The 21,145-nt window shown below is 59.6% G+C and carries 20 protein-coding genes and 2 pseudogenes; 7 read left to right on the forward strand and 15 right to left on the reverse strand.

Annotated elements, in window-relative coordinates; all coding sequences use genetic code 11:
- Positions 1–23: 23 nt before the first annotated feature.
- The 9 genes from CFBP4996_RS14350 to CFBP4996_RS14390 all read right to left on the reverse strand — a co-directional run bounded on the left by CFBP4996_RS14350 (position 24) and on the right by CFBP4996_RS14390 (position 10,257).
- Complete coding sequence (locus CFBP4996_RS14350; protein ID WP_080852780.1) at positions 24–1,118, reverse strand: DUF1513 domain-containing protein; 1,095 nt, start codon at positions 1,116–1,118, stop codon at positions 24–26.
- A gap of 4 nt (positions 1,119–1,122) precedes the next feature.
- Positions 1,123–2,244: an imelysin family protein gene (locus CFBP4996_RS14355; RefSeq protein WP_080852779.1), complete on the reverse strand. Its 1,122-nt coding sequence runs from the start codon at positions 2,242–2,244 to the stop codon at positions 1,123–1,125.
- Positions 2,244–3,767 carry a di-heme oxidoreductase family protein gene (locus CFBP4996_RS14360; protein WP_080852778.1) on the reverse strand — a complete coding sequence of 508 codons (1,524 nt, stop codon included), beginning with the start codon at positions 3,765–3,767 and terminating at the stop codon, positions 2,244–2,246. The genes CFBP4996_RS14355 and CFBP4996_RS14360 overlap by 1 nt, the downstream gene beginning before the upstream one ends.
- Positions 3,768–3,825: 58 nt before the next feature.
- The gene (locus CFBP4996_RS14365) at positions 3,826–5,103 is read right to left on the reverse strand and encodes an imelysin family protein (RefSeq protein ID WP_080852777.1); all 1,278 of its coding nucleotides are present in this window, start codon (positions 5,101–5,103) and stop codon (positions 3,826–3,828) included.
- A 155-nt stretch (positions 5,104–5,258) separates the two neighbouring features.
- Positions 5,259–6,548, reverse strand: a complete 1,290-nt coding sequence (locus CFBP4996_RS14370; RefSeq protein ID WP_080852776.1) for an RsmB/NOP family class I SAM-dependent RNA methyltransferase — start codon at positions 6,546–6,548, stop codon at positions 5,259–5,261.
- A 61-nt stretch (positions 6,549–6,609) separates the two neighbouring features.
- Positions 6,610–6,978: a septal ring lytic transglycosylase RlpA family protein gene (locus tag CFBP4996_RS14375; RefSeq protein WP_059759243.1), complete on the reverse strand. Its 369-nt coding sequence runs from the start codon at positions 6,976–6,978 to the stop codon at positions 6,610–6,612.
- A gap of 428 nt (positions 6,979–7,406) precedes the next feature.
- Positions 7,407–8,279: an SDR family oxidoreductase gene (locus tag CFBP4996_RS14380; protein ID WP_080852775.1), complete on the reverse strand. Its 873-nt coding sequence runs from the start codon at positions 8,277–8,279 to the stop codon at positions 7,407–7,409.
- 3 nt (positions 8,280–8,282) lie between these two features.
- Positions 8,283–9,434 (reverse strand): tRNA epoxyqueuosine(34) reductase QueG, encoded by a 1,152-nt coding sequence (gene queG / locus CFBP4996_RS14385; RefSeq protein WP_080852774.1) that lies wholly within the window; start codon positions 9,432–9,434, stop codon positions 8,283–8,285.
- Between the two features lie 130 nt (positions 9,435–9,564).
- Positions 9,565–10,257 (reverse strand): glutathione S-transferase family protein, encoded by a 693-nt coding sequence (locus tag CFBP4996_RS14390; protein WP_080852773.1) that lies wholly within the window; start codon positions 10,255–10,257, stop codon positions 9,565–9,567.
- 159 nt (positions 10,258–10,416) lie between these two features.
- Between CFBP4996_RS14390 and CFBP4996_RS14395 the strand changes: the two genes are divergently transcribed.
- On the forward strand, positions 10,417–11,223 hold the full coding sequence (locus CFBP4996_RS14395; RefSeq protein WP_080852772.1) for an undecaprenyl-diphosphate phosphatase: 807 nt from the start codon (positions 10,417–10,419) through the stop codon (positions 11,221–11,223).
- Positions 11,224–11,830: 607 nt separating this feature from the next.
- Here CFBP4996_RS14395 and CFBP4996_RS14400 read toward each other — a convergent pair.
- From CFBP4996_RS14400 to dnaN, 6 genes are all read right to left on the reverse strand, one after another.
- Entirely contained in the window at positions 11,831–12,811 is a 981-nt protein-coding gene (locus tag CFBP4996_RS14400; RefSeq protein ID WP_080852771.1) for a complex I NDUFA9 subunit family protein, read from the reverse strand.
- A gap of 121 nt (positions 12,812–12,932) precedes the next feature.
- A complete protein-coding gene (locus CFBP4996_RS14405; protein ID WP_003520118.1) occupies positions 12,933–13,220 on the reverse strand; it encodes a DUF1330 domain-containing protein in 288 nt (95 codons plus the stop codon).
- A gap of 20 nt (positions 13,221–13,240) precedes the next feature.
- Positions 13,241–13,948 (reverse strand): orotidine-5'-phosphate decarboxylase, encoded by a 708-nt coding sequence (gene pyrF / locus CFBP4996_RS14410; RefSeq protein WP_003503850.1) that lies wholly within the window; start codon positions 13,946–13,948, stop codon positions 13,241–13,243.
- Positions 13,949–13,952: 4 nt separating this feature from the next.
- Complete coding sequence (locus CFBP4996_RS14415) at positions 13,953–14,549, reverse strand: histidine phosphatase family protein (RefSeq protein ID WP_080852770.1); 597 nt, start codon at positions 14,547–14,549, stop codon at positions 13,953–13,955.
- Positions 14,550–14,644: 95 nt separating this feature from the next.
- Positions 14,645–15,238: a phospholipid N-methyltransferase PmtA gene (pmtA, locus tag CFBP4996_RS14420; RefSeq protein WP_003520115.1), complete on the reverse strand. Its 594-nt coding sequence runs from the start codon at positions 15,236–15,238 to the stop codon at positions 14,645–14,647.
- Positions 15,239–15,430: 192 nt separating this feature from the next.
- Positions 15,431–16,549 (reverse strand): DNA polymerase III subunit beta, encoded by a 1,119-nt coding sequence (gene dnaN, locus CFBP4996_RS14425; protein WP_031233744.1) that lies wholly within the window; start codon positions 16,547–16,549, stop codon positions 15,431–15,433.
- 261 nt (positions 16,550–16,810) lie between these two features.
- Here dnaN and rsmI point away from each other — a divergent pair, with 261 nt between their 5' ends.
- The 6 genes and pseudogenes from rsmI to CFBP4996_RS14450 all read left to right on the forward strand — a co-directional run bounded on the left by rsmI (position 16,811) and on the right by CFBP4996_RS14450 (position 21,144).
- The gene (gene rsmI, locus CFBP4996_RS14430) at positions 16,811–17,752 is read left to right on the forward strand and encodes a 16S rRNA (cytidine(1402)-2'-O)-methyltransferase (RefSeq protein WP_080852769.1); all 942 of its coding nucleotides are present in this window, start codon (positions 16,811–16,813) and stop codon (positions 17,750–17,752) included.
- Positions 17,742–18,110 (forward strand): YraN family protein, encoded by a 369-nt coding sequence (locus tag CFBP4996_RS14435; protein WP_080852768.1) that lies wholly within the window; start codon positions 17,742–17,744, stop codon positions 18,108–18,110. The genes rsmI and CFBP4996_RS14435 overlap by 11 nt, the downstream gene beginning before the upstream one ends.
- A 62-nt stretch (positions 18,111–18,172) precedes the next feature.
- Positions 18,173–18,238: pseudogene (locus CFBP4996_RS29540) on the forward strand (sugar O-acetyltransferase); the annotation flags it as partial.
- Positions 18,239–18,508: 270 nt separating this feature from the next.
- A pseudogene (locus CFBP4996_RS29545) lies at positions 18,509–18,673 on the forward strand (DapH/DapD/GlmU-related protein); the annotation flags it as partial.
- A 120-nt stretch (positions 18,674–18,793) separates the two neighbouring features.
- On the forward strand, positions 18,794–20,092 hold the full coding sequence (locus CFBP4996_RS14445; protein ID WP_080852766.1) for an extracellular solute-binding protein: 1,299 nt from the start codon (positions 18,794–18,796) through the stop codon (positions 20,090–20,092).
- Positions 20,093–20,175: 83 nt separating this feature from the next.
- Positions 20,176–21,144, forward strand: a complete 969-nt coding sequence (locus CFBP4996_RS14450) for an ABC transporter permease subunit (RefSeq protein ID WP_170988557.1) — start codon at positions 20,176–20,178, stop codon at positions 21,142–21,144.
- The last annotated feature ends 1 nt before the right edge of the window (position 21,145 follow it).

The raw sequence follows: 21,145 nt of genomic DNA on the forward strand, positions 1-21,145 counted from the left end.
TGTTCCCCTTTCTTTTCAGTATTTTAGCTGGGCAGACGCACGATGTGCTGGTCCCACGCCACGTCACTGCGCCGGGTCTCGAAAAAGCCGTCATAGGAAGAAACCGCAATGCCTCTCGCGGCGGGCGCGACGCCTGCCGCTTCCCGCACGGTCGTCTCGGAAACGACGCGCCCGGTTTTCGCATCCAGCGTCACGGCGGCGTTGCCGTTGGGCGATGTCAGGCCCACCAGCCCATCGCGCCGGTTGACGGCAATGGCCCCGACATAATTGGCAAGGCGCACCGTCGTTTCTTCCGGCAGATCGACGAAGGTGAGAGCCTCGCCCCTGGAGAAATGGCCGACAAGCGGCGGGAGATCGTTGCGCGGTCCCTCATATTGGCAGGCGAACCAGATACGCCCGTCATCGCCGAGATCGACATGGCGGGTGGAAAGCTGCCGCAGATGCGCCGGCATGGCGTGTTTCTGGATCACTTGCCCGGTCGAGGCGTCCAGAAGCACGAGAGACGGCTGCATATTGTCGATATTGAGCTTGGTTCGACCGAAATCCGGATGGGTTTCGATGCCGCCATTGGCGATCACGATCAGCCGGCCGTCATCGCTCACCGTCATGTCATGCGTGCCGATGCCATGCGCATCATATTCGCCGATGCGGGCAAAGCCGTTGCGGGCGTCATAGAGCCCGATAACGCCACGATTGCCGTCGAAGTCGTTTTCGCTGGCATAGAGGATTGTTCCGTCAGGGGAAAATTGCCCATGGCCGTAGAAGTGGCGGTTTTCCGGCGTGTGCATCACGGTCGGTTCGCCGCGCCGCGCGGGGTCGAAGGCCATGAAGAAGGTGCCGGGCCGGCGCGCAAAGGCCACGGTCATGCCGGTCGCATGGCTCGTCGCCATTCCATGGGCGCGGGCAGGAAGCGCGACGCGGTCGATGATCTCGCCGCGCTCGCTCACCGTCGCAATGCCGTAGGACCCGTCACGGGCGCGGAAGGCGGAAGCAAAGACCGCGTCTGTCCGCTCCAGCGCATAAAGTGAACGGGGAGCCAGCGCGGCGAGGAAGGGAGCTCCCGCCGCTTTGATGAAGCTGCGCCGATCTATCAGCATCCGTTTGGCGCCGGAGATCATCGGCTCAGTCCCCATCGGCGAAGGAGAAGCCGGAGCTGAGGCCGATGGCGCCGCCATATTGATCGTTCAAGCGGTAGATCAGGTCTTTGCCATTGAGCAGCAGATAATCCACCTTGGCGCGCTGATCGTCCTGATCCAGCGCCTTTTGCACATCCGTATCGATGGTCCCGGCAACGCGGATCATCGATTTGGCGATGAAATCGATGGAGTTGACGATGGAGCGCTGATCGGGCGGTACGAGTTCGACCATATCCGCCGTGTGCAGCAGCGTCTGAACCGCCTTGATATTGGTGGAAATGCTCTGCCATGTCAGGCCGGAGCGCCAATAAATGGCGGTGCGGGGAAATCTTGCCTTGTCCGGTCCCTTGTAGAAGGTTTCGATCCGCTGGTCGCGAATGGCTTCGGAGCCATGGACGAGAATGCCGAGCAGGGAAACAAGCGCCTCGCGCTCGTCACGAAAGACGGGGTTGTCCGCTCCGGGCTGGGTCCAGTTTTTCTGCGCGCCGTCAGGCGCATTCCAGCTGTAGGAAAGTTCCGCCGCCACATTGGCGATATTGCCGGCGATAGCGGCGCCGTAACGGCAGCGGAAATCACCCTTCCTGTCGAGCAGTTCTTCCGCTCCGGTTCCGTAAAGCACGAACTCAAGAGCGCCGAGCCCCTGCGCCGCAACGCTCTTGCCGCTCAGGCCATCCGCACTCGTGACGCTTTCATCCTTTTCGGTGAGATAACGCTGCACCTGTTTCAGCCCGAGACCCTTCTTGTCGGGATAATAGAGCACGCGTTCGAAACGGTTCTTCTCGATGACGGGGCCGACACGCACGATCTCGATGGTCGACCAGCTTGACACCGTATCGACAAAGGCAGCCTTGGCCGCCGCTGCCGTCGTTTCGGAAGGAGCGGTGCAGAAAGCTCTCATGCGGCCTTCCAGCGTCTGCGCCGACTGCCGGAAGCGGTCATAGCCGGGACGGATGAAACCGTTCACCGCCTTTTCCATCACGCCCCGCACCTCAACCGGGTCGAGCGGCGGCGGCGGCATCAGTTCCACATCCTGCGCCCTTGCCGGCGGCGTGGTCAGGAGCAGCAGCACGGACATGACGCCGGAAATTTTTCGCATGGCATTTTTCATCAAAGGGACTCCAGAAAGGCCAGCAAAGCCTGCCGGTCGGATTTTTGCAAGGCGGCAAAGGCGTCGCGCGCTTTTTGTCCTTCGCCGCCGTGCCACAATATCGCTTCCGTCAGGCTGCGCGCCCGCCCGTCATGCAGGTAAAAACCGTTGCCATTGACCTTTTGCGTCAGGCCTATGGCCCAGAGCGGCTGGGTTCGCCACTGTCTGCCGTTTGCTTCGCCCACCTGCTGGCCATCGGCAAGTCCTTCGCCCATGTCATGCAGCAGAAAATCGGAATAGGGCCAGATCAGCTGGAAAGAATGCATGGGGTCGGCGGCGTCGCGGCGAGTGACGAATTTCGGGGTGTGGCAGGCCGTACAGCCGGAGGCGTAGAAAAGCTGCTTTCCCTGCAGGACCGTCGGATCATCGACGTTGCGGCGGCGCGGCACGGCGAGGTTTTCGGTATAGAAGGTCACGAGATCGAGAACCGGATCGGGCGCTTCCACCGGCCCGAGCCTCAGCTGCACACCGGTCGGCATGGCAAGACAGTCCTTCTGGACGCCCGTGCAGTCGCCATAGGCATTCGGCGCATCCGGTGTGGAAATGCCGATATCGTGGGAGAAGGCGCTGGCGCTCTGGTCTCGCACGCTCGCATTCTGCGCTTTCCAGCCAAACCGACCGAGTTTCACCTCGCCGGTGCGATGGTCTTTGACCCATGCGGGACGCCCGGCAATGCCGTCGCCATTGTTGTCGTCCGGGTCGGCCCTGGCCAGAATATCGGTCTCGGCAATGGCCTCGATCAAGCCAAGACCGAGGGTGGGCATGGCGATGCGCGCCGAAAGCGTCGTGTCCGCACCGAGCGAGCCATATTGCAGGTTCGCCACGGCATAGTCGGGCTTGCGCAGCATCACCACCTCACCATCCGCCAGCTGAAACGGCTCTTCCGTATAGGCGATGACCGGTTTGCCTTCGGCGGCGAGGCCGGGAATGGCTAGGTTCTGAAGCTGCCGGCCATAGGTCTCATCGGGAAAATTCAGGACCTGGTGGCTGGCAATGGCCTGTCGTTCGGCTTCATTGCGGGCCGGTCGCGCCAGCCGCAGAAACAGCGAGACGGCGTCTTCTCCGGCAAGAGGCGGTCGACCCCTGCCATCCTTCACATGGCAGGTCTGGCAGGATCGAGCGTTAAAAAGCGGCCCGAGCCCGTCCGAGGCCTGTGTGGAGGACGGAGAGGAGACCCAGAGCTTCTGGAACAGCGCATTGCCGAGCTTGAAATCCTGCTTCCGTTCGAGCGGCATGGTGGCGGAAGGATGCGAGAACGCGCCGCTGTCGGCCTTGCTGACGCTCGTCGTCGCTCCGCCGGACATGGCTTCGAAAGGTTCCGGCCTGGTAAAATCCGCCGTTGGCGCGGTCACGGCCAGCACGCGGCTTCGATCTTTCTCCGTCAGGTCGTTGCGCAGCGGTTCGGCAAGCGCCATCGACGCCACAAGGCAGGCTGCCCCGGCGAAGAAGAATGGCTTGCGGATCGGCGGCAGCAAAAATTGCATGACAATAAGGGCGGGTGAAAAGTAACGGGCCGCAGCGATCTGCGGCCCGCTTTACCACTTATTTGAAGACGGCGTTCGGATTGTCGAGGCTGTCGGAGCCTTCAAGCTCGATCTTGCCGAGATCGAGCGCCGCGATGACGCGTTCGACAGTCTTCGTCTGATCGAGAAGGCCGTCGATGGCCGTCTGAACCACGGCGTTGCCTTCCTTGTTGCCTTCACCGATCATCTGGTCATAGGCCTCGACGGTCTGCGCGCGCTTTTCCATCGCATGCATGGCGTCGAGCGTCTTGTTCAGCTTCGCCAGCATCTCGTCGTTCAGCGCCTTGTCCTTGGCGCCGACCAGTTCCGACAGCGAAGCGCCCGTCATCTTCGTTCCGTCCACGCGGGTATAGTCGCCGGTATAGGCCGAGGCGATGCCGATCGCGTCGTAAAGATGCGAATTGTAGGTGTTGTCGGAGAAGCAATCATGCTCCTCTTCCGGATCGTGCAGCAGAAGGCCGAGCTTCATGCGCTCACCCGCCAGCTCGCCATAGGAGAGCGAACCCATGCCGGTGAGAATGGCGGTCAGGCCCGCTTTCGGATCGGCTTCCACCGTTTTCGTGGCTTCGCCTTCCGGCGCCCAGGCATCCACCATCTCCTGAAGATCCTTGACCAGCAGGGTCGAGGCGGATTTCAGGTAATCGGCGCGGCGGTCGCAATTGCCGTTCGTGCATTTCGCCTTGTCGTAATCGGTGTAGGAGCGGTTGCCTGCGCCCGGTCCGGTGCCGTTCAGATCCTGACCCCAGAGCAGGAATTCGATGGCGTGGTAACCGGTCGTCACATTGGCTTCGACATCGCCCGCCTCGTGCAGGCTTTCGATCAGCTCGGGGGTGATCTTGGAGGCGTCGACCTCTTCACCGCTGATCTTGATCTTCGGATTGGCGATGATGTTGGCAACGTAAAGCTCGTTCTCGTCGCTTTCCGTACCGTAAGAACCGTCGACATAGTCGATCAGACCTTCATCCAGCGGCCAGGCATTCACCTTACCTTCCCAATCGTCGACTATCGGGTTGCCGAAACGGTAGACTTCCGACTGCTGATAGGGAACGCGGGCCTTGATCCATGCTTCCCGGGCGGCCTTCAGGGTTTCTTCGCTCGGCGTTGCGATCAGCGCATCGATGGCCTTGTCCAGCGCCTTCGCCGTGGACAGCGAATCCTCGTATTTCGCATGCGCGACATCGGCATAATGCTTGACGACGGCGGCCGCGTCGGTGGCGGCCCGGGCGGGAAGCGCGGTGAAAGCCGCAGATGCGGCAAGAAGCGCAAAAGAAGCGCTGAGAATGGTTTTGCGGATCATGATCCCTCTCCTTCGGCAGGCGTGAAATGACTTCGCGCCGCGGCAAGCGAGTTCTGACCCAATCACAAACTTGTGTCAAACATTCTAGTTTAGAATGCTTTGAAACAAGACCTGGTGTTGTTTTCCAAGTAAAATCAGTGCTTGCAAAGACAGCGTTATGCTTTGCGTTTCATCAAGCAGAAGAAGAAGCCATCCGTATCTGTGGTTGCAGGCGTCAGCGTCACTGTCTTGCTGTCGGAAGAATGCGGTTTATTCGCGTTGCCGCCGAAAGTCGTCTGCCAGCGTTCCAGTGCGGAGCCGATGGAAAATTCCGGATTTTCCACGCAGAAACGCCTTACCTGCTGTTCGTTTTCTTCGGGCAGAACCGAACAGGTGACATAAAGCAGCTCTCCGCCCGGGCGTACGAACCCCTTGGCCTGCGAAAGCGCCTCGCCCTGCTGCTGTACGCGCTCTTCCAGATTGCGGGCCGTCAGCCGCCATTTGGTGTCGGGCCGGCGACGCCATGTCCCGGTGCCGGTGCAGGGCGCGTCCACCAGAACGCGGTCGAATTTTTCCTGAAACGGCGTCAGGCCGGAGGCGCGGTCGTGCACCTGCACATTGCGCGTGCCGGCCCGCTTCAGCCGTTCGATGATCGGCGCAAGGCGCTTGCGGTCGGCGTCGAAGGCGTGGACCTGGCCCTTATTGTTCATGCTGGCCGCCATGGCCAGCGTCTTGCCGCCGCCGCCCGCGCAATAATCGAGGATCTGCTCGCCTTCATGCGCACCGGCAAGATCGGCAACGATCTGCGAGCCTTCGTCCTGCACTTCGAACCAGCCCTTCTGGAAGGACAGTTCGGCGGTAACGTTCGGCAGGCGGGAAGGGCCTTCGCCAGCGGGAATGCGCACGCCCTGCCGGGCGATATGTGTGGCTTCCGCGCCGCTTTCCTCCAAAGCCTTCAGCACCTTGTCGCGCGTCGCTTTCAAGGTGTTGGCGCGCAGATCAAGCGTGGGCCGCTCATTCAGCGCCTGCGCCTCGGCGAGCCAGCGCTCTCCAAAGGCGGTTTCGAAGGAGGATTGCACCCATTCGGGTATGTCGCCCTGAATATGGGCCGGTGCATCGCTGAGGGAACGGGACAGAAAGGCCTGCTGCCTTTGTTCATCCGGTGCGGCGGGGGCGAATTTGTCGCCGTCGAATTCCGCCGAAAGGTCCGAAAAGCTCTTGCCCCATTGGCGCAGCAGCACGGCATAACCAAGCGAGGCAGCGCTGTCGTCATCCATCAGCCAGGCGTGCGACAGTTTCATGCGCAGCGCGTCATAGACGATGTTGCCGATTGCAGCCCTGTCGCCGGAGCCGGCGAAACGATGGGCAAGGCCCCAATCTTTCAGAGCATCGGCGACGGGACGCCTGCGTCCCTCAATATCCGCCAATACTTCGATTGCTCCGGCCAAACGCCCGCCTAAACGCATTGTCTACCTCGTTCTTGTGCTAAGCCCGGTTGGTAGACGCGAATGGCGGCGAGGGCAAGGCTCAATCGGCCTTGACGACCTCGTAGCAGACCTTGGCGGTGCCGGAGTTGATCATGCCGATGTTCTTGGCGGCTGCCTTGGAAAGATCGAGAACGCGGCCCTTGATGAAAGGCCCACGGTCATTGATGCGCACCACAACGGCCTTGCCATTGCGCGCATTGGTCACCTTGACCTTGGTACCGAACCGCAGCGAGCGGTGGGCGGCGGTCAGGTTGGCGGCGTTCATGCGCTCGCCCGAAGCAGTCTTGGAGGTCAACGCATACCACGATGCGCCTCCACAACCATTTGCCGCATTCGCCTGAAGAGGCGCAATGATGGAACAGGCGGCGATAGTTGCAGCGGTGAAAGTTATACGACGGATATTCAACAAACTGTGCTTCCCTGAAAATCGGCCCCGCGCCGATTGATTGTGCCCTTGCTAAACGGCCATGAACTGGCCTGAACGCCTTTTGATGCGAGATTGTAGGGCGAGGGAAAAATGGCGAAAAAAAGCTGACCTCAAATCACGAACTGTTACAGTCTGTAATATTTGTGATCGTTAGCCGGAAAGTTGTCGGCAGGGCTTCCCGCCGAAAAGCTGGAAAAAATAACGCAGAATCAATGGATAACGGAAATGCTGTTGCAGGTCACGGCTTCGTGAATCCAGTTCACGAAATGTGAGTGAAATATTTTTCTAATGACTACGATTTTAGTGATTTTTGGATGGTTAATAAAATCCTAATTGGCTGAAATAAGACGAAAACCATCCGCAAAAGCGGGATTGGAAGGATTTTTCATCGCTTTTCAGGGTGGGGTTTTTCAGCCTCGCCAGAGGCTGTTTTCCCACAATTGTCTGAGGGAGAACCTGTACTCCGGAAAGCGGAAATCGAAGCCGAGATCGCGTATTCTGGCATTGGAAACGCGCTTGTTCTCGCCATAAAAAGAGCGCGCCATCGGCGTCAGATCGGCGGTCTCGAAGGCCTGCTCGGGTGGCGGTTCCACACCCATCAGCGCTGCTGCGAAGCTCACAACATCCTGCGGCGGGCAGGGTTCGTCGTCGGTCACGTTGAAGATGCCGCGTTCGTTTTTCCGTGCCAGAAAGGCAAGTGCGGCACCGATATCCTCGACCCGGATGCGATTGAACACCTGGTCTTTCTTCACCAGCCGCCGTGCCGTTCCCTTCTCGAAATTCATGAAGGCATTGCGTCCGGGGCCGTAAATTCCGGACAGGCGCAGGATGGAAAGCGGCACATCCGCCTTTTCCGCTGCCGCAGTCCAGGCGGTTTCCGCAGCCACCCGCTCCACGGATCGCGCGGAGACCGGGCGGCAGGGCGTTGTCTCGTCCACCCAGGCGCCGCCATGGTCGCCATAAACACCGACGGTGGAAAGATAAGCGACCCATTTCAGATTGGGCATGAGCTTTTTCAGATCGCCGCCCAGAAGCGCAAGCAGCGGATCGCCATCCTTGCCCGGTGCGACGGACTGTACGAGATGCGTGATATTGCCCATTGCGGTGACGAGCGCGTCACTGAGCTGAACGCCGTCGAAGAGCAACGGCGTCATGCCTGCGGCGGCGAGGTTTGGGAACTTGTCCTGGCTGCGTGTGGTGCCGGAAACGCTTGCTGCTTCGGTTCTCAGCGCGTTAGCGATGGCTTTGCCCGAATATCCCGCGCCGAAAATCATCACATGCATGCGTCACGCCTCTGCCAGTTGCCATTCCATTTCCGCCTCCGGATCAGGCTCCGGCGCGCGACCGGCAGAGTATGTACGGAATTCGTCCCTGTCCATAAGCCGTGACAAAGCCCATGCGGCCATGCCGCGTACTTCGGGCGAAGGGTCGGTTTCGGCAAGCGCCTTGCATCGTTCCACGAATTGCCGGTCGGCGGAGTTTCCCGCCGCGATCAGCACATTGCGGATGAAGCGATTGCGGCCGATGCGCTTGACGGGCGAGCCGCTGAAGAAACCGCGAAAGGCGGCGTCATCGAGCGTGAGCAGGAAGGCGATGGAAGGTTCCTTCAGATCCTCGCGCGCCTGCAATTTCATCTCGGAGGCGCTGGCTGCGAATTTGTTCCACGGACAGGCGGCAAGGCAGTCGTCGCAGCCATAGATGCGATTGCCGATAACCGGCCGGAATTCGTGCGGGATCGGCCCCTTGTGCTCGATGGTGAGATAGGAAATGCAGCGGCGCGCGTCCAATTGATAGGGCGCGGGGAAAGCGGCCGTCGGACAGGCATCGAGACAGGCGCGGCAGGAGCCGCAATGGTCCCTCTCGGCCTCGTCAAGACAGAGTTCGGCCGTGGTGAACATGCTGCCGAGAAACAGCCAGGAACCATGGGTGCGGCTGACGAGATTGGTGTGCTTGCCCTGCCAGCCGAGACCGGCGGCGGCGGCAAGCGGTTTTTCCATTACGGGTGCGGTATCGACAAAGACTTTCACATCCTCGCCGGCGCGCGCGGCAAAACGGGTAGCGATTTCCTTCAGCCGCCCCTTGATGACGTCGTGATAATCGCGATTGCGGGCATAGACCGAAACGGCCGCCTTATCGGGTTTGGAAAGCAGGCCGCGCGGATCTTCTTCCGGACCGTAGTTCAGCCCGAACATGACGATAGAGCGCACGTCTCCCCACAGCGTTTTCGGCTCTGCCCGGCGGGCCTCGGTTTCCTCCATCCACGCCATCGTGCCGTGATAGCCATTGTCGAGAAACTGTCTCAGCCGTTCCGGCGCGAGCGGAATGCTGTCTGGGGCAGTGATGCGGCAGAGATCAAAGCCAAGCGAAAGCGCTTCCTGACGAACGAAGTCCGTCAGTTTACGCGCGCGTATTCGCTGCTTTTCGCTCGCGACGTCGATGGTCGTCTCTCCTGCGGGTTATTCTGCGGCATATATAATGCATGTCGCCCGAAAGTGTGCAGCGGTTTCGGGACAACGACATGCTTTAGATACAGCCGCAGGCCACAGCAAATAACCGGAAGGGCAGACCTCAGAAGTCCAGATCGGCGTAGTGGGAGGAAGGGGCAAGGCGCGGAATGCGTTCGCTGAGGAACGGCCGGAAGGAAGGCCGGGATTTCACCCGCTGATACCATTCCTTGGCAATCGGCGCTTCGAGCCAGTTGATCTCACCGAGATAATCCAGCACCGAGACCGCGGCAGCCGCGGCAAGATCGGCATAGCTCAACCGGTCGCCGGCCAGCCAGGTGCGCGAGCCGGCCAGCCATTCCAGATATTTGATGTGCTGGCGAATATTGTTGCGGGCGGTGCGCAGCAGCTTGGAATCCGGCGGTCCGCCACCCTGCGCCGCCGTCATCTGTAATTTATAGATCCGTTCCCGCACCAGCGGCCGGGTCACATCGTTTTCCATCTTCTGCAGAAACCATTCCGTCAGGCGGCGAATTTCCGCGCGCTGAAACGGGTCTTCGGCAAGAAGCCGACGGTCGCGCTTCAGAACCCCGTGCGTTTCATCGAGAAATTCCGCAAGCACATAAGGCCCGCTCAGCGAGCGCATATTGTCGTCCAGATAGACCGGCAGGGTGCCGGCCGGATTGAGCGCCAGAAACTCCCGCCGTCTTTCCCACGGCTGCTCTTCCACGAGATCGGTCTGGAACCCGTATTCCGCGAGGATCAGACGAACGAACCGGGATGCGGTCGACATCGGAGAGTGATAGAGAGTTGGCATCGGTACTCAATTTTTACGATTGGTTGTCATGATCGGCATTTGCCGAAAAACTTTTTCAGTTTCGCTTCATCAAGACGCTATAAGAGCTTGGCTACTTTAAAACAAGTTTAACGCAATTGCCTTCCATTGCCACTTTCCCCCTGAAAAGAAGGATACCTCATGGGTGACCAATCGATCATCAGCGCGCTTCTGCTGGGCATTATCGAGGGTCTGACGGAGTTCATTCCCGTCTCCTCAACGGCGCACGTGCTGCTGGCCGGGCATTTCCTCGGCTTTAAATCACCCGGCAACACCTTTGCCGTTCTTATTCAGCTTGGTGCGATCCTTGCGATCCTTCTTGTTTATTTTCAAAAGCTTGTGTCGATTGCGCTCGCTCTGCCGACAAGCGCGAAAGCGCGCCGCTTCGTGCTGGCCGTTGCTCTCGCTTTCCTGCCGGCGGCGATAATCGGCGCTTTGGCGCATGACTTCATCAAGACCGTGCTATTTGAAACGCCGATGCTCATCTGCGTGGTGCTGATCATCGGCGGCGTCATTCTGCTCGGCGTCGACCGCATGCCGCTGAAACCGAAATATACCGACATCATGGATTATCCGCCGTCGCTCGCCTTCAAGATCGGCCTCTTCCAGTGCCTTGCGATGATTCCCGGCACGTCGCGGTCCGGCGCTACAATCGTCGGGTCGCTGCTGATGGGAACGGACAAGCGCTCCGCCGCTGAATTTTCGTTCTTCCTGGCGATGCCGACCATGCTTGGCGCTTTCACGCTCGATCTTTACAAGAACCGCGATGCGCTGAGCTTCGATGACGGCGCGCTGATCGCCGTGGGTTTCATCGCCGCTTTTGTCTCGGGCCTCTTCGTCGTTCGCTCCCTGCTGGATTTCGTATCGCGGCGGGGCTTTGCACCCTTCGCCTGGTGGCGCATCGCCATCGGTTCGCTGGGACTGATCGCACTTCTGGTTCTGGGTTGAACCAGGGGCGGGAATAATCTCCGTCCGCGACGAGCGAACAGAAAAAGAAAAGCGCCCCCGGAGAGCCGGCGGCGCTTTTTCTTTGAAACTTTTAAAGGCCGATCAGTTGGTGCTGATCGAGGCCGTTGCGCAGGGGTCGACGCCATAGGCGGGAGCGCAACCGCTCTTACCCGCTGCAACCGTTCCCGGCGCCATGAAAGAACCCGCCAGAACCACCAAAGCCGCACACGCAAAAAAGAGTGCGATAGATCTGCCCATTTTATGATTGCCTTTCAGACGTTCGTTCGCGCGGATCATGCCGCCGTGTGTGAATTGAGTGGTCGGGATATGTTTGGAATGTGGCGAATATCAATAAAGCAGCTTGTTGAATACCGGGTTAATACGAAGTCTTTTCCACAGTTGCGCTTGTGCCACGCTTGCCTGTGGAGGCCAGACCGACGTTAACTTTTACCCGGCTTTGCAAAACAGCCCTGGTTCATTCAATACCTCCCCTGCAGTTGAGGGGAAAATGCACGAATAGCGGTTTGGTTGCAATTGAATTGCGCAAAAACAAAAAGCGGGAATGGCTCCCGCTTTCGTTTATGGTCGATGAGGCTGAAGGTGGGCTTCAGGCCGCTTTTCCGGCATTGGAGAACTGGCCGTGAGGGCGATATTGCACCATGTAGGAAGGCAGAATGGATGCGACGCGAACGGGGGTGATGCCGATGCCTTCCAGCGTCAGGCCGTTCTTTTCGGCGTCAGTGGAAACGACATTGTCCTTTTTCAGCATGGTCACCTGATCGGGCGTCAGCGGCGGCGTAATCAGCGGCACCATTGAAGCGATCTTGCCAATCATCGACGCGACGCCGAAGGGCAGGTTGACGAAGGGACGCTCCCGATAGGTCGCGGCAAGAACCGCCTCGAGACAGTCACGGAACGTCATGACATCCTGACCGCCGAGTTCATAGATCGCGCCGGGCTTCAGCTTGCCATCGACGCCAAGGGCGACAGCTTCCGCGACATCCTCGACATAGACCGGCTGGAACCTGGTTTTTCCGCCGCCGATCAGCGGCAGGAACGGCATGCTGCGGGCCATCTTTGCGCACTTGTTGAAGAAATCGTCTTCCGGTCCAAAAATGATCGACGGGCGCAGGATCACGGCGCCAGGCAGGATGGAATGAATGGCAGTCTCGGCGCGGCCCTTGGTGCGGCCATAACCGGTCGGCGAACTGGCATCGGCGCCGATGGCGGAGATATGCGTCAGCGTGGCGCCGGCATCGCGGGCCGCCTCGGCAATGGCTTTTGCGCCGAATTCCTGTACGGCGTCAAAGGTGTTGCGGCCGCTTTCGGTCAGGATGCCGACGCAATTGACCACATGGTCGGCGTCTTCCACGGCTTTGACGATGGAATCGCGATAACGCAGGTTCGCTTGGGCGAAGGAAATCTGGCCGACATTGCCGAGCGGCTGCAGGAAACCGGCGAGATCCGGGCGGCGCACGGCGACGCGGATGCGATAACCGCGCTTCGCAAGTATCCGCACGACATGCCGCCCGACAAAACCCGAACCGCCGAAAACGGTGACGAGGGGTGGAAGGTTGGCCAAGGTCATGGGAGGCTCCTCAGAAGCTGTCGATAAAGCGTTTTTCAGTCTCTTAGCCCAAAGCCGCGCGCGCGTGAAGAGATGTTGTCGCGAGGCCGGAAGCCGGTTTGGGAAATGCGGTTGACGGTCGTCAAATTCCTTCGACGATCATCATCTCCGCATCCGCGACTTCCTGGCGGATTTTGGCCGCGGCCTGATATTCGGGAGAATTATAGCAGTCGATGGCGTGCTGCACCGACGGGAACTCGATAACGACATTGCGCGCACGCGCCTTGCCCTCCAGCTCGGTCAGCGCGCCGCCACGGGCCAGGAAATTGGCGCCGAACCGCTCGAAAGCGGGCTTAGCCGTCGTGACATAGTCCTTGTAACGCTCACTATCGCGCACATCGACGCGGGCGATCCAATATCCCTTTGCCATTTCATCTCCTCCGATTGTCGTTACTGATTGGCCGGAAAGCTGGCGCGCAGCATGTCGTCAAGAATGGCGCGGGCCGCCGCTTTCGGGTCTTCCGCCCTGACGATCGGGCGGGCGACGACCAGATGGCTCGATCCGGCCTTGATGGCGTCGTAGGGTGTCATCACCCGCTTCTGATCGCCGAGATCCGCGCCGGCCGGGCGAATGCCGGGGGTGACGACGGCAAGGTCCGGGCCGAGGATTTCGCGCACGGCGGTCGATTCTTCCGCCGAACAGACGATGCCGCCCATGCCCGCCTCGCGTGCCTGCTCCGCCCGGCGCAGCACCAGCGAACGGGCGTCAGAGGCATAACCCGCCTCGGCGAGATCGACGTCGTCCATCGAGGTCAGCACGGTGACGCCCAGCAGGCAGAGACCGGAGCCTTCGGCGGCCTTGACGGCAGCGCGCATCGCTTTGGGGTAGGCATGCAGCGTCAGCATCGACATGCCCATGCGGGCGATGTTTTCGACACCGGAGGCGACGGTGTTGTCGATATCGAGCAGCTTCATGTCGAGAAAGACCTTCTTGCCGCTCTGGACAAGGTCGCGCGCAAATTCGAGACCGCCGGCAAAGACCAACTGATAACCGATCTTGTAGAACAGAACCTCGTCGCCGATCTTCGACACGATGTCTTCGGCCTGCTGCACAGTCGGAACATCCAGCCCGACGATGAGTTTTTCGCGCGCGGTCATTGTCTTATCCCTGCCATGTTTCCATTGCCGTCCAGTCGCATGTGGGGGACGCGGCTGCAAGTGAAAAGTCGGCGATGGGGAAGCGAAAGAGATTGCCGCCGCCGGGCGGCTGGTCCTTGCTGCGACTGATGCCGCGGCCTTCGATATGGCATTTCAGAAGCGTACCCACGCCACCATGGCCGACAAAGGCAATCGGCTGCTGCGGGTCGTGCTGGTCAAGAACCGCTTTGACCGCCCCGACGATCCGCACCTGCGCGTCGATTGCACGCTCCCAGCCGTGAAAGCTTTCCTCGGGATGGGCGAAGAACCAGTCCGCCGCTTTTTCGAATTCCGGCGGCGGCAGGAAGCCGGTGGCGGACCGGTCGTTTTCATGCATCGCCTCGACGATATCCATTTCCGCCCCGGAGGTTTCAGCCAGGATGCGGGCGGTTTCGATCGCCTTGGTCTCGGCGCTGGAAACGATGCGGCGCAATGACCGCGCCCAGGGCAGGCGGCTTGCCTCGCGCGTCCGCTCGGCACCCCTGTCCGAAAGCCCCCATTCGGGAACGGGAACAGCCGGATCGATCTTGACCTGGGGGTGGGTGATGTAGAGCGCATGCATGGCAATCGGTCCTCAAGGGCGATGGAAAGGGCAAATCGACACCCTAACCATTCGTCACGACCGGGAAATGACGGGTTCCGGCACTCTGTCGAATATCAGGCCCGCGTATAGGTCCACAATTGCGCCGGCGGAATATTGCGCACGATGAAATCGAAATGGCGGATGTGGTAGAGATGCGGCTGGGCGACGATGGGGGAAATCGGACCGTAGGATATCTGCACGACGGGGCGGCCATGGGGCACGCGCTTCAGCAATTCGTCGAGAAGCTTGATACGGGCGGCCATGGGGAAATTCAGCATCGGCACGGCGGAGACGACGCTATCGAACATCTGGCCCTTGTGTTCGCCAAGCGTCGCATCGAGATCGAAGGCGTCGCCATTGACGAAATTGACGCCCGGATAGCTCCTGAGCAGCTGATTGTAGAAATCGGTCGAATATTCGATGGCGGTCAGGTTCTCCGGCTTGATGCCGCGCGCCAGAATGGCCTTGGTGATGACGCCGGTGCCGGGACCGAGTTCGAGAACCGGCAGGCCGGAATGGGGATTGATGACACTCGCCATTTTTTTCGCCGTGATGGACGATGTCGGCACAATGGCCCCGACTTTTTTCGGCTGGCTGACCATGCCCTTGAAAAAGCGGATTTCTTCTTCAAATTTCTGTTCAAGCCGTTGCTTCAGGTTAAGTGCCATAGTTCCCTCAGATGCTTTTGGTCATTGTCAAAAAACTGTTACGCAATGTTGATCCCATTTGGCGCAAAAACAAGGCAAAATGTCGTAACTGGAAAAATTCGCTTACGGTTTGAAATGCGCCTTCGCCGAATCAAAAAAGCCGGTGAAGTGTTCCACCGGCTTTTTTGATGAAATTTGCGGAAAATTCCCGTTTCAAACGCGCATCGGCATCAGAACATAAAGCGCATCGTCGCCGGCGGTGTCGCGAACGAGCGTCGGCGAACCGGCGTCGGCCAGCAGGAAAATCGCGTCGTCGCCGGAAAGCTGCGAGGTGATGTCGAGGAGGTATTTGGCGTTGAAGCCGATTTCCATCGAATCATTGTCGTAACCGACAGCCACTTCTTCCGTAGCACTTCCCGAGTCCGGGTTGTTGACGGTCAGCGTCAGCTGGCCGTTGGTGAGCGCGAGCTTCACGGCGCGGCCGCGCTCGGAAGAAATGGTCGAGACGCGGTCGACAGCCTGCGCGAAGGTCTGGCAATCGACCCGCATTTCCTTGTCGTTGCCGGTCGGGATCACGCGCTGATAATCCGGGAATGTGCCGTCGATCAGCTTCGAGGTCAGAACGACCGAACCGATGGTCAGGCGGATTTTCGCATCCGAGACTTCGACCGTGACTTCCAGCTCAGGGTTGTCCATCAGCTTCTGCAACTCGCCGACGGTCTTGCGCGGAATGATGATGCCCGGCATGCCTTCGGAACCGGAAGGCGCATCCACATCGGCGCGCGCCAGGCGGTGGCCATCGGTCGCGACGGCGCGCAGCTTCAGGTCGCCATTGCTTTCGATGGTATGGAAGAAAATACCGTTCAGGTAATAACGTGTTTCTTCGGTCGAGATCGCAAATTGCGTCCGGTCGATCAGCATCTTCAGGTCGGTAGCCTTCAGTTTGAAGGTGTGGCTGAAGGTGCCGGCGGTCAGATCAGGGAAATCCGTTTCCGGAAGGCATTGCAGCGAGAATTTTGAACGGCCGGAGGCAACCGTCATCGAGGAGCCGTCCGGATTGGTGGCCAGAAGCACTTCGGACCCGTCCGGCAGCTTGCGCACGATTTCATAAAGCAGATGCGCCGGCACCGTGGTGGCGCCTGCCTGCTCCACCATGGCCGGTGTCGCTTCGGTGATTTCGAGATCGAGGTCGGTCGCCTTCATGTCCAGATTGGCGCCGGAGGCGCGCAGCAGGACGTTGGACAGGATCGGGATCGTGTTGCGACGCTCGACGACCCGGTGGACGTGGTTCAGCGATTTCAGAAGGTTCGACCGCTCAAGAGTAATACGCATGGACGCTACCGCTTTCAACCGTTGCGAACCGGCCACCGCCGGATCGGCAAGAAGAGTCTTCACCGGCCAGAAAGCCGGATAATGTGGACGGGCAAAATGGCAGAGTTATTGCAGGAAATGCAAGAGCCGAGTGCATCTGCCACGGGTCATTTTGCTGCTATACAGCATGATCCACAGGCTGGGGGCGTCCGTGGACCTTGTTCGCCGGTTTTCTATTGCCCATAAAGAGAGGAAACCAGCGGCCGCGAATAATCGGCCAGAATGATTGGAAGCCGTGTGACGGAAGAAATATCGAACAGCGACTTGAGAGATGCGACAAAGAGTTTCAGGATCGGCACGGCCACCATTCCGGCGCGGCCGCTGGAGCCGGCGCTTTATCTCGTGGCCACGCCCATCGGCAATCTTGGCGATATCACCATCCGCGCGCTGGAAACGCTGGCCTCTGCCGATGTTCTCGCCTGCGAGGATACCCGCGTCACCCGCATCCTGCTCGAACGTTACGGCATCCGCACCCGCCCGCTCTCTTATCATGAGCACAATGCAAACGAAGCGGGGCCGAAGCTCATTGCGGCGCTTGAGGCGGGAAAATCCGTGGCGCTGGTCTCGGATGCCGGAACGCCGCTCGTTTCCGATCCCGGTTACCGCCTCGGCCAACTCGCGCTTGAGGCCGGGCATCGTGTCGTGCCGGTGCCGGGGGCATCAGCGCCGCTCGCCGCCCTCGTGGGTTCGGGAATGCCGAGCGATGCTTTCCTGTTTGCAGGCTTCCTGCCGGTAAAGGATCGCGGCAAGCGCGACCGTTTTGCCGAACTCGCAAAAATCCCGGCCACATTGATCTTCTTTGAATCGCCGCATCGCATCGGCGCTTCCGTCAAGGTCGCGGCCGAAGTGCTCGGCCGCGACCGCCGCGCCGTGGTCTGCCGCGAGCTGACCAAGACCTTCGAGGAGTTCCGGCGCGGCACGCTGGACGAGCTTGCGGATTATTACGATGGCGACCGCGTGGTGAAGGGCGAGATCGTTCTTCTGGTGGAGCCGCCTTCCTATGACGAGATTCCCGATATCGAGGATGTCGAGAAGCTGCTGAAGGATCTCGTCGCCACCATGCCCGCCGCCAAGGCGGCAGGCGAAGCGGCGAAGCTGACGGGCCTGCCGCGCAAGGAGCTTTATCAAAGGCTGCTGGATATGAAGGAAACGGATGGCCGCTGACGGGCGAAGCAATAAAAGGCGCAAGGCCGAGCGACGCGGCCATGCCGCGGAATATTGGGCGGCACTTTATCTGCTGCTGAAGGGATATCGCATCCTCGCCATTCGTTATCGCACCCGGCTAGGGGAAATCGATCTCATCGCCCGCAAGAAGGACCTCGTCGCCATCGTCGAGGTCAAGGCGCGAACGTCCGGTGAAGGTGCCGTGGATGCCGTCGGTTTCCATTCGCAGCAACGCATTCGGGCGGCGGCCGATCTATGGCTCGCCCGTCGCAAGGATGCCGCGCGGTTTTCGCTGCGTTTCGATATTGTCGCGGTCCTGCCGCGACGCCTGCCGCAGCATTTTATCGACGCCTTTTAAGGGGGAGGGAAACAATGTCCACGGAGCGGGAAAAAATGGCCGCGGGCGAATGGTACAGCTGCATGGATGCTGAGCTGGATATATTGCGCTGGCGGGCACGAGGGGCCGTCCACCAGCACAATACGATGCCGCCGGATGAGCGCGGGGCAATGGCCCCCTTGCTGCGGGCTCTGTTCGCTTCTGTTGGTGAAGGGGCATTTATCGAAGCGCCGTTTCATTGCGCTTACGGCTTCAACATCACGCTGGGCAAAAATGTCTATCTCAATGCCGGCTGCACCATTCTCGATTCCGCGAAGGTTACGATAGGCGACGGCGCGATGCTCGGGCCTGCGGTGCAGATCTATTGTGCGGAACACCATCTGGACCCGGTGCCGCGAGCGCAAGGCATTGAAATCGCAAAGCCCGTCACGATCGGCCGTGATGTCTGGATCGGCGGCGGAGCGATCCTTCTGGCTGGCATCACCATCGGCGACGGAGCGATTGTCGGCGCCGGTTCAGTCGTGACGCGCAATGTGCCGCCAGGCGTGACGGTGGTGGGAAATCCCGCTCGGCCCATAAAGCGCATGACCGACTGAGATTTTCGTCAGCCGCTGTAATAAATCTGACATGGAACTGTCAAAGAGGCGTCATGGAACGTCTCTATTCGCATCCTCATCCCAATAAATGGTGGAGAGGATTTAGTAATGTTGAAGAAGATTTCCATGGCCGCAGTGGCCGTCAGCATTTCGGCGACATCTTCCATGGCTGCTACCAACATCACCTGGTGGCACGGCATGGGCGGCCGAAATGGCGAAGTCATCAACGAAGTCGCCCAGAAGTTCAACGAAGCCCAGAAAGAATGCGCTCTGACGCCGGTTTCCAAGGGCTCTTACGAAGAAGCGCTGGCCAGCGGCATTGCTGCTTTCCGCTCTGGCGAACAGCCGAACATCCTCCAGGTTTTCGATGCTGGCGCCGCCACCATCATCAACGCCAAGGGCGCCGTCATTCCCGCCGAAGACCTCATCAACAAGGCCGGTTACAAGTTCGACCGCGAAGCCTTCATCAACGGCGTGCGTTATTTCTATGCTGCCGCTGACGGCAAGTTTGTCGGCATGCCGTTCAACTCCTCCGCCCCCATCATGTACGTCAACGACGAAGCCCTGAAGAAGGCCGGCGTCGAAGCCCCGAAGACCTGGGAAGAGTTCGAGCAGGTTGCGCCGAAGCTGAAGGAAGCCGGCTACATTCCGCTCGTTCAGTCGCAGCTCACCTGGCAGTTCACGGAGAACTTCTTCTCCCGCAACAACATCCAGTTCGCCACCAACAATAACGGTTATGACAGCGTTGCCGACACCAAGCTCAAGGTCACCGACCCGAACCTCGTCATGATGTTCGACAAGCTGAAGGACTGGAAGGACAAGGGCCTGTTCGCCTATTACGGCGCCGGCTGGAACGACAACCAGAAGCCCTTCGAAGAAGGCAAGGTCGCGTTCTGGATCGGTTCTTCGGGCTCCTTCGGCGGCCTGCAGAAGACGGCGACCATGCCGTTCTCGGCAACCTTCCTTCCCTACTGGGGCTCCATCAAGGGTGCCGGCACCAACTCCTTCATCGGCGGCGCTGCGCTCTTTGCAATGTCGGGCAAGTCTGAAGCCGAAAACAAGTGCGTGGCCGACTTCTTCCAGTTCCTGACCTCGCCGGAAATCCAGGTCTTCTACCACAAGGCAACCGGTTACGTCGCCATCACCAAGGCGGCTTACGAAAAGGCCAAGGCTGAAGGCTTCTACAAGGAAAAGCCGGTCGCGGAAGTCGGTATCCAGCAGCTCTCGCTGCCGGGCGGCGAATGGTCCAAGGGCTACCGCCTCGGCTTCTACCCGCAGATCCGCGCCGTCATGGAACGTGAATATAACCGCATCTTCTCCGGCGAAGTTACGCCGAAGGCTGCTTTCGAGATCATCGAGAAGGAAGGCAACGACCTGCTCGCCCGTTTCGCCAAGACGGCCGGCTGATCGTCTGTTTCGAAACCAATGACCATTGCCGAGCCTCCTTTCCCACGGAAGGGAGGCTCGCTCTCGGATAAGGAAGCGCAAGCGTGGCCTATACATCGTCTCAACCGCGCCGGTTTTTGTCCGGCTGGTCCGCAAAGGCTGGAAAGCCCGCCAAACCTGCCGACGCCGGCATGAAACGCGTGCAGTTCTCCTCGTCCTACGTACCTTACCTGTTTCTGGCGCCGCAGCTTGCGGTGATTTTCATCTTCTTCTACTGGCCATCGGTTCAGGCCATACATTCGTCCTTCTATATCGAAGACCCGTTCGGTTTCGGCGCTTCCTTCGTCGGACTTGCCAATTATTCGGATGCGATCTTCAGTCCCGAATATCTCAGCATCGCCAAATTCACGGTTGTCTTCACCGTGCTGGTCACCTTCTTTTCTCTGGCGCTCGGCCTGCTGCTCGCCGTCAAGGCGGATGCGGTCATTCGCGGCAGCTCGACATACAAGACGCTATTGATTTCCGTCTATGCCATCGCGCCGCCGGTCGCCGGTCTCATCGGAATGATGTTTTTCGACCAGCATATCGGCCCCTTCGTCAAGATGGCCGCATTCCTCGGCTGGGACATGAAGGTCGGCCTCAATTATTTCGATACGGCCTTCGCCATGATCGTCGTCGCGGTCTGGAAGCAGATCCCTTACAATTTCATCTTCTTCCTCTCCGGTCTTCAGGGCGTTCCGGTCTCCGTGCGGGAAGCTGCCGCCATCGACTGCTGCTCGGGCTTTCGCCGGTTCTGGACGGTGATCATGCCGCTTCTGGCGCCCACGGCCTTCTTCCTGCTCATCATCAACATCACCTATGCGCTCTTCGACACATTCGGCGTCATCGACGTGATGGTGAAGGACAAGGCGGCCAACAATCCGATCACGCTGGTCTACAAGGTGTTTCTGGATGGTTTCCGCGGCAATGACATCGGTGGCTCTTCGGCCCAGTCCGTCATTCTGATGCTGGTCGTCTTTGTTCTCACCATCATTCAGTTCCGCTTCATCGAAAAGCGCATCCACTACAATTGAG

The organism is Agrobacterium leguminum (genome assembly GCF_005144435.2).
Lineage (GTDB): Bacteria > Pseudomonadota > Alphaproteobacteria > Rhizobiales > Rhizobiaceae > Agrobacterium > Agrobacterium leguminum.

Coding starts and splice junctions, on each gene's coding strand:
- CFBP4996_RS14350 (WP_080852780.1), bottom strand. CDS start 1,118: ATGATCTCCGGCGCCAAACGGATGCTGATAGATCGGCGCAGCTTCATC.
- CFBP4996_RS14355 (WP_080852779.1), bottom strand. CDS start 2,244: ATGAAAAATGCCATGCGAAAAATTTCCGGCGTCATGTCCGTGCTGCTG.
- CFBP4996_RS14360 (WP_080852778.1), bottom strand. CDS start 3,767: ATGCAATTTTTGCTGCCGCCGATCCGCAAGCCATTCTTCTTCGCCGGG.
- CFBP4996_RS14365 (WP_080852777.1), bottom strand. CDS start 5,103: ATGATCCGCAAAACCATTCTCAGCGCTTCTTTTGCGCTTCTTGCCGCA.
- CFBP4996_RS14370 (WP_080852776.1), bottom strand. CDS start 6,548: ATGCGTTTAGGCGGGCGTTTGGCCGGAGCAATCGAAGTATTGGCGGAT.
- CFBP4996_RS14380 (WP_080852775.1), bottom strand. CDS start 8,279: ATGCATGTGATGATTTTCGGCGCGGGATATTCGGGCAAAGCCATCGCT.
- CFBP4996_RS14390 (WP_080852773.1), bottom strand. CDS start 10,257: ATGCCAACTCTCTATCACTCTCCGATGTCGACCGCATCCCGGTTCGTT.
- CFBP4996_RS14395 (WP_080852772.1), top strand. CDS start 10,417: ATGGGTGACCAATCGATCATCAGCGCGCTTCTGCTGGGCATTATCGAG.
- CFBP4996_RS14400 (WP_080852771.1), bottom strand. CDS start 12,811: ATGACCTTGGCCAACCTTCCACCCCTCGTCACCGTTTTCGGCGGTTCG.
- CFBP4996_RS14405 (WP_003520118.1), bottom strand. CDS start 13,220: ATGGCAAAGGGATATTGGATCGCCCGCGTCGATGTGCGCGATAGTGAG.
- pyrF (WP_003503850.1), bottom strand. CDS start 13,948: ATGACCGCGCGCGAAAAACTCATCGTCGGGCTGGATGTTCCGACTGTG.
- CFBP4996_RS14415 (WP_080852770.1), bottom strand. CDS start 14,549: ATGCATGCGCTCTACATCACCCACCCCCAGGTCAAGATCGATCCGGCT.
- pmtA (WP_003520115.1), bottom strand. CDS start 15,238: ATGGCACTTAACCTGAAGCAACGGCTTGAACAGAAATTTGAAGAAGAA.
- dnaN (WP_031233744.1), bottom strand. CDS start 16,549: ATGCGTATTACTCTTGAGCGGTCGAACCTTCTGAAATCGCTGAACCAC.
- rsmI (WP_080852769.1), top strand. CDS start 16,811: ATGATTGGAAGCCGTGTGACGGAAGAAATATCGAACAGCGACTTGAGA.
- CFBP4996_RS14435 (WP_080852768.1), top strand. CDS start 17,742: ATGGCCGCTGACGGGCGAAGCAATAAAAGGCGCAAGGCCGAGCGACGC.
- CFBP4996_RS14445 (WP_080852766.1), top strand. CDS start 18,794: ATGTTGAAGAAGATTTCCATGGCCGCAGTGGCCGTCAGCATTTCGGCG.